2 protein-coding genes are annotated in these 6,534 nt (G+C 64.9%); both read left to right on the top strand.

All coding sequences use genetic code 11. The features are described 5' to 3' along the window. The coding region (gene rpoB / locus AB1824_12775) for a DNA-directed RNA polymerase subunit beta (protein MEW5765838.1) at nucleotides 1–4,094 on the top strand (4,094 nt) is incomplete at its 5' end. An 18-nt stretch (nucleotides 4,095–4,112) separates the two neighbouring features. Continuing rightward, on the top strand, nucleotides 4,113–6,534 hold a 2,422-nt coding region (rpoC, locus tag AB1824_12780; GenBank protein MEW5765839.1), incomplete at its 3' end, for a DNA-directed RNA polymerase subunit beta'.

Below are 6,534 nucleotides of genomic sequence, written 5' to 3' on the forward strand. Positions count from 1 at the left end.
CCTTCGTGGACTACTCCCTGGGCGACTGGGAATGCCGGTGCGGAGCCTTGAAGGGCCTGGAGCACCTGAGACAGACCTGCTCGCACTGCAAGGGACGCATCGTCATCACGGATACCCAGGCGCGGGACGTGCAGTGCCAGCACTGCGGCCAGATCAACCCCCTGCAGATCCCCCACTGCCCCCACTGCGACGACGTGGTCAACCTCCGGGTCCACACCAGCGTGGAGGAGTGCCAGGAGCGGGGAATGACCTTCGGGATCCCGCTCAAGATCCGGGTCCGGCTGGAGGTGTACCAGAAGGAGGCTTCGGGGGCCTCGTCGGTCCTCGACATCAAGGAGGAGGAGGTCTTCTTCGGGTCCATGCCCCTCATGACCGAGAAGGGGACCTTCATCATCAACGGAACCGAGCGGGCCGTCGTCAGCCAGCTCCACCGTTCCCCCGGCGTCTTCTTCCAGACCAACGAGAACCGCACGGAGTTCATCGGCAAGGTGATCCCCGCGCGGGGCTCCTGGGTCGAACTCGAAATGGACGCCAAGAACGTCCTCCACGTGCGGATCGACCGGAAACGGCGCTTTCCCGCCACCGTGTTCCTGAGGGCCCTGGGCCTCGGGGAGAACACCTCGCTCCTCCAGCGCTTCTACCCCATCGACGTGCTGGAGCTGGAACCCGACGCCCTTCGCCTCCGGATATCGGACCGGCTCGCCGGTCTGGTCGCCGCCGAGAACGTGACCGAGGGGAAGGAAACCGTCATCGAGGCCGGCAAGAAGATCCGGCGCAGCCAGGTCGCCCGTCTGAAGAAGTCCAAGAAGACCTCGGTGCGGATCAGCACGGAGGAGTTCACCGACGTCTACGCGTTCCGCGACGTGGCGGACCCGGAGAGCGGGGAACTGCTCTGCGAAAGCGGGCAGCTCCTGTCGACGGAGCGGCTCTTCGAGCTGGCGAAGTTGGGAGTGAAATCCCTCGAGGTGATCCTGCCCAAGGCCACGGACATGGGGACCTCCCTCCTGGAGACCATCACCCGGGACGTCTGCAAGACCCAGGAAGAGGCCTACGTGGACTTCTTCCGGAAGGTCCGGCCCGGAGACCCCGTCACGCCCACCGGCGCGAAGAGCTTCTTCGAGATGATGTTCTTCGACGACAAGCGGTACGACTTCTCCCGGGTCGGGGCCCTCAAGTTCCTCACGAAGCTCCACCCCGACCAGTACCGCAGTCTGAGCAAGAAGGCTCTCGCCGAGGAGCTGGAGCGCCGGAGGATCCTGACCCTCGAAGACTATTGCGAAATCGTCGAGTACCTCCTCAAGCTCAAGAACAACATCGGCACCCTGGACGACATCGACCACCTGGGCAACCGTCGGGTGCGGTGCGTGGGTGAACTGCTGGAGAACCAGATCCGCATCGGCCTGGCCCGGATGGAGCGCGCCACCAAGGAAAAGATGAGCGTGTACCACAACCTGGCGACGGCCATGCCCAGGGACCTCCTGAACGCCAAGCCCGTGGTGGCCTCCATCCTGGAGTTCTTCGGGTCCAGCCAGCTCAGCCAGTTCATGGACCAGACGAACCCGCTCTCGGAGATCACTCACAAGAGGCGCCTGAGCGCCCTCGGCCCGGGCGGCCTCAGCCGCGAACGGGCCGGCTTCGAGGTCCGGGACGTCCACACGAGCCACTACGGCCGCCTCTGTCCCATCGAGACGCCGGAAGGACCGAACATCGGACTCATCAGCTCCCTTTCGACCTACGCCCGCATCAACGAGTTCGGCTTCATCGAATCCCCGTACAAGAAGGTCGAAGGCGGTCGGGTGCTGAACCACTATGTGATCACCTTCCCGGGCGGAAGCTCCTTTTCGCTGGGCGACGTGGTCGTGGAAGAGGACCTGCAGGCCGAGGTCACGCGGTGCAAGAGGGCCCGAAAACAGCCCCCCAAGGGTTCCCCCACGGCCTTCTACCTCACGGCCTGGGAAGAGGACATGTACACCATCGCGCAGGCCAACGCCCCCGTGGACGAGCAGGGGCGCTTCACCAACGAGAAGGTGCAGGCGCGAAAGGCCGGGGAGTTCGTGCTCTCGCCCCGGGAGGAGATCCAGTACATCGACGTTTCGCCGAAGCAGCTCGTCTCCATCGCCGCGGCCCTGATCCCCTTCCTCGAACACGACGACGCCAACCGCGCCCTCATGGGCTCCAACATGCAGCGCCAGGCCGTCCCGCTCCTGAGGCCCAAGGCCCCGGTGGTGGGCACGGGCATGGAGATCGTGGTGGGCAAGGACTCGGAATCCACCGTGGTCTGCAAGCGCGGGGGAATCGTGGACGTCGTGGACGCGAACCGAATCATCGTCCGCGTGGCCGGCGGCGAGGAGGGTGAAGACCTCTACGACTTCGGCGCCGAGGTCTACCCGCTGACCAAGTTCCAGCGGTCCAACCAGAACACGTGCATCAATCAGAAACCCGTCGTGAAATCGGGAGACCGGGTCAAGGCGGGCGACGTCCTGGCCGACGGCCCGTGCACCGACGGCGGAGAGCTGGCCCTGGGCCGGAACGTGCTGGTGGCCTTCATGCCCTGGCGGGGTTACAACTACGAGGACGCCATCCTCCTGAGCGAGAAGCTCGTGGAGGAGGACGTGTTCACGTCCATCCACATCGAGGAGCTGGAGATCGAGGCCCGGGACACGAAGCTGGGCAAGGAGGAGATCACCCGGGACATCCCGAACATCTCCGAGACCTACCTGCGCGACCTCGATGAGAGCGGGATCATCCGCATCGGCGCCCACGTGAAGCCGGGCGACATCCTCGTGGGCAAGGTCACCCCCAAGGGCGAGACCCAGATGACCCCCGAGGAGAAACTCCTCCGAGCCATTTTCGGCGAGAAGTCCGCAGAGTACCGGGACGCCTCGCTCCGGTGCCCGCCCGGCATCTCGGGCGTCATCGTGGACGTCAAGATCTTCACCCGGAAGGGCGTGGAGAAGGACGCCCGCACCCGGGCCATCGAGGAAGCCTACGTGGCCCGGATGGAGAAGAACCTCCGCGACCAGATCCGGATCCTGCGGGAGGAAAACCGGAAGAAGATCACCGACCTCCTCGACGGGACCGTCACGTCGCACCCGCTGTACGACGACCTCACGGGCGAGGAACTCATCGGCAAGGGGATGAAGCTGGAGGCCAAGCCCCTCTCCGCCATCCGCGCGGATCTGCTCCCCAAGATCCAGATCCAGGCCAAGTTCAAGGAGGCCATCCAGCGGATCCGGGAGATCGAGGACCGCACGCGGAGGAAGATCGAGGTCCTGGAGGAGCAGTACCGGGAGAAGATCGCCAACCTGGAACGCGGGGACGAGCTTCTCCCCGGCGTGATCAAGATGGTCAAGGTCTACGTGGCCATCAAGCGGAAGGTCCAGGTGGGGGACAAGATGGCCGGACGCCACGGAAACAAGGGCGTGGTGAGCCGGATCCTCCCGGCCGAGGACATGCCCTTCCTCCCCGACGGAACGCCGGTCCAGATCGTGCTCAACCCCCTGGGCGTCCCCAGCCGCATGAACGTGGGCCAGATCCTCGAGACCCACCTCGGCTGGGCGGCCAAGTCCCTGGGCCTCCACGTCTCCAGCCCGGTCTTCGACGGGGCCACCGAAGGCGACATCAAGGCCCTTCTCGACCAGGCGGGGCTGCCCGGCGAGGGCAAGATCCACCTGCGCGACGGCCGAACGGGCGTCCCCATGGACCAGAAGGTCACCGTGGGCTACATCTACATCATGAAGCTCGCCCACCTGGTGGAGGACAAGATCCACGCGCGCTCCATCGGCCCCTACTCGCTCATCACCCAGCAGCCCCTGGGCGGGAAGGCCCAGTTCGGAGGCCAGCGGTTCGGCGAAATGGAGGTCTGGGCGCTCGAGGCCTACGGCGCGGCGAACATCCTCCAGGAGATTCTCACGGTCAAGTCGGACGACGTCTACGGCCGCACGAAGATGTACGAGAGCATCGTCAAGGGCCAGTACCCGGAGGAACCGGGAATCCCCGAGTCCTTCAACGTCCTCGTCAAGGAGCTCCAGGGGCTGGCCATCGACGTGAAGGTCCTGGAAACGGAAGAGGCACCGGCGTCCACGGACGTCTGACCCTAAGGGGGTGTGAAGTTGAGACGCGCACCTTTCCTCGAAAAGAAACTCAGCATCAACCGGATCCGCGGGATCCAGCTGATGCTGGCCTCCCCCGAAAAGGTCCGAGAATGGTCCCACGGCGAGGTCACCAAGCCGGAGACCATCAACTACCGGACCTTCAAACCCGAACGCGACGGCCTGTTCTGCGCGAAGATCTTCGGCCCCGTGAACGACTGGGAGTGCCTCTGCGGCAAGTACAAACGGATCAAGTACCGGGGCATCACCTGCGAGAAGTGCGGCGTCGAAGTCATCCAGTCGAGGGTCCGCCGCGAGCGGATGGGCCACATCGAACTCGCCGCCCCCGTCTCGCACATCTGGTTCCTCAAGGGGACCCCGTCGCGCATCTCCATCATGCTGGGCATGAAGCTCAAGGACGTGGAGAGCGTGAACTACTACGAGCAGTGGGTCGTCACCGACCCCGGCTTCGTGGTGGTGAACGTGGACGAGGTGAAGGAGGCCTATCTCTCCCGGCACTCCGGAGACTCCCCGCAGGAGCGGAACCGCATCCTGCGCAACATCGAGGAAGCCGTCTGGACCTACGAGAGCGCCGAGGAGGCCGGTGAGGAAGAGAGCGCCGCCGCCTTCGAGGAACTCCTCAAGCTCAACGAGAACACCCGCTTTTACAACGAGGAACTTGCCGGGCAGACGGTCCTGCGTCACAAGGCGCTGCTGTACGACAAGACCCTCGACGCCCTTCGCGCCGTCTATGGGGCCGAGGGATTCACGGCCGGGATCGGAGCGGCGGGGCTTCAGGAACTGCTGAGGCACTTCTCCGAGGACTGCCAGTGCGCCTCGTGCCAGCTCGCCCGCGGCCAGCGGTTCACCCGGCTCCAATGCGAGCAGAACCTCCTGCGGTCCTACATCAAGATCCTCGGGAACAACCAGAAGCGGGCCAACCTGAACAAGCGGCTGAAGCTGGTGGAGTCCTTCCTCAAGAGCGGGAACAAGCCCGAGTGGATGGTCCTCGACGTCCTCCCGGCGATCCCCCCCGAGCTTCGGCCCCTCGTGCCCCTCGACGGAGGCCGCTTCGCCACGTCGGACCTGAACGACCTCTACCGCCGCGTCATCAACCGGAACAACCGCCTCAAGAAGCTCATGGAGATGCGCGCCCCGGACGTGATCGTGCGCAACGAGAAGCGCATGCTCCAGGAGGCCGTGGACGCGCTCTTCGACAACGGCCGAAGGGGCCGCGTCCTCAAAGGGACCAACAACCGCCCCCTGAAATCCCTCTCGGACACCCTGAAGGGCAAGCAGGGCCGCTTCCGCCAGAACCTGCTCGGCAAGCGCGTGGACTACTCGGGGCGCTCGGTCATCGTCGTGGGACCCGAATTGAAGCTCAACCAGTGCGGTCTTCCCAAGCTCATGGCCATCGAGCTGTTCAAGCCCTTCATCTTCAACAAGCTCGAGGAGAGGGGGCTCGCCCCCACCATCAAGCAGGCCAAGGAGATGGTGGAGCTCGGCCTCCCGGCGGTCTACGACGTCCTGGACGAGATCATCCAGAAGCACCCGGTCCTGCTCAACCGGGCCCCGACCCTGCACCGCCTGGGCATCCAGGCCTTCGAGCCCACCCTGGTGGAAGGCAAGGCCATCAAGCTGAGCCCCCTGGTCTGCACCGCCTTCAACGCCGACTTCGACGGCGACCAGATGGCTGTCCACGTGCCCCTGAGCCCGGCGTCCCAGATCGAGGCGTCCGTGCTCATGATGTCCACCAACAACCTCCTCTACCCGGCCAACGGCTCGCCCATCATCGTCCCGACCCAGGACGTGGTCCTCGGGATCTACTACCTGACGCACTCGCTCAAGGGCGCCAAAGGCGAGGGCCTGGCCTTCTCCTCCGTGGAAGAGGTCCTCATGGCCCTGGATACGGGCTGGGTGGACCTCCACGCCCGGATTCGGGTCCGGTATTCCGGTGAAGTCATCGACCTGACGACGGCCTCGGACGATCAGGACATCTCCCACACTCCGCCCAAGCCCATCGAGGGCGGCCTTCTGGAAACGACGCCGGGGCGCGTGCTCTTCAACGACATCCTGCCCGAGGGGGTTCCCTTCATCAACGGCCTCCTCAAGAAGGGCGGACTGAGGGATCTCTTCACCTGGACCTTCCAGAACTACGGACGGGAGGCCCTCGTCCACCTCGCCGACGCGGTGAAGGAGACCGGCTTCCTCTTCGCGACGCGGGCGGGCATTTCCTTCGGCGTGGAGGACATGCAGGTTCCCGAAGAGAAGACGGCCCTGGTCGACGGCGCCCTGGACGAGGTGGAGAGCGTCGAACAGCAGTACCGCGACGGCGCCATCACCAACCTCGAGCGCAAGAACAAGGTCGTGGACATCTGGAACCGGGTCACGGACCAGGTGGCCGACGCCATGTTCAAGCAGATGAGGAAGACCGAGGCGGCGG

It is taken from the genome of Acidobacteriota bacterium (genome assembly GCA_040752915.1).
Taxonomy (GTDB): Bacteria; Acidobacteriota; UBA4820; order UBA4820; family DSQY01; genus JBFLVU01.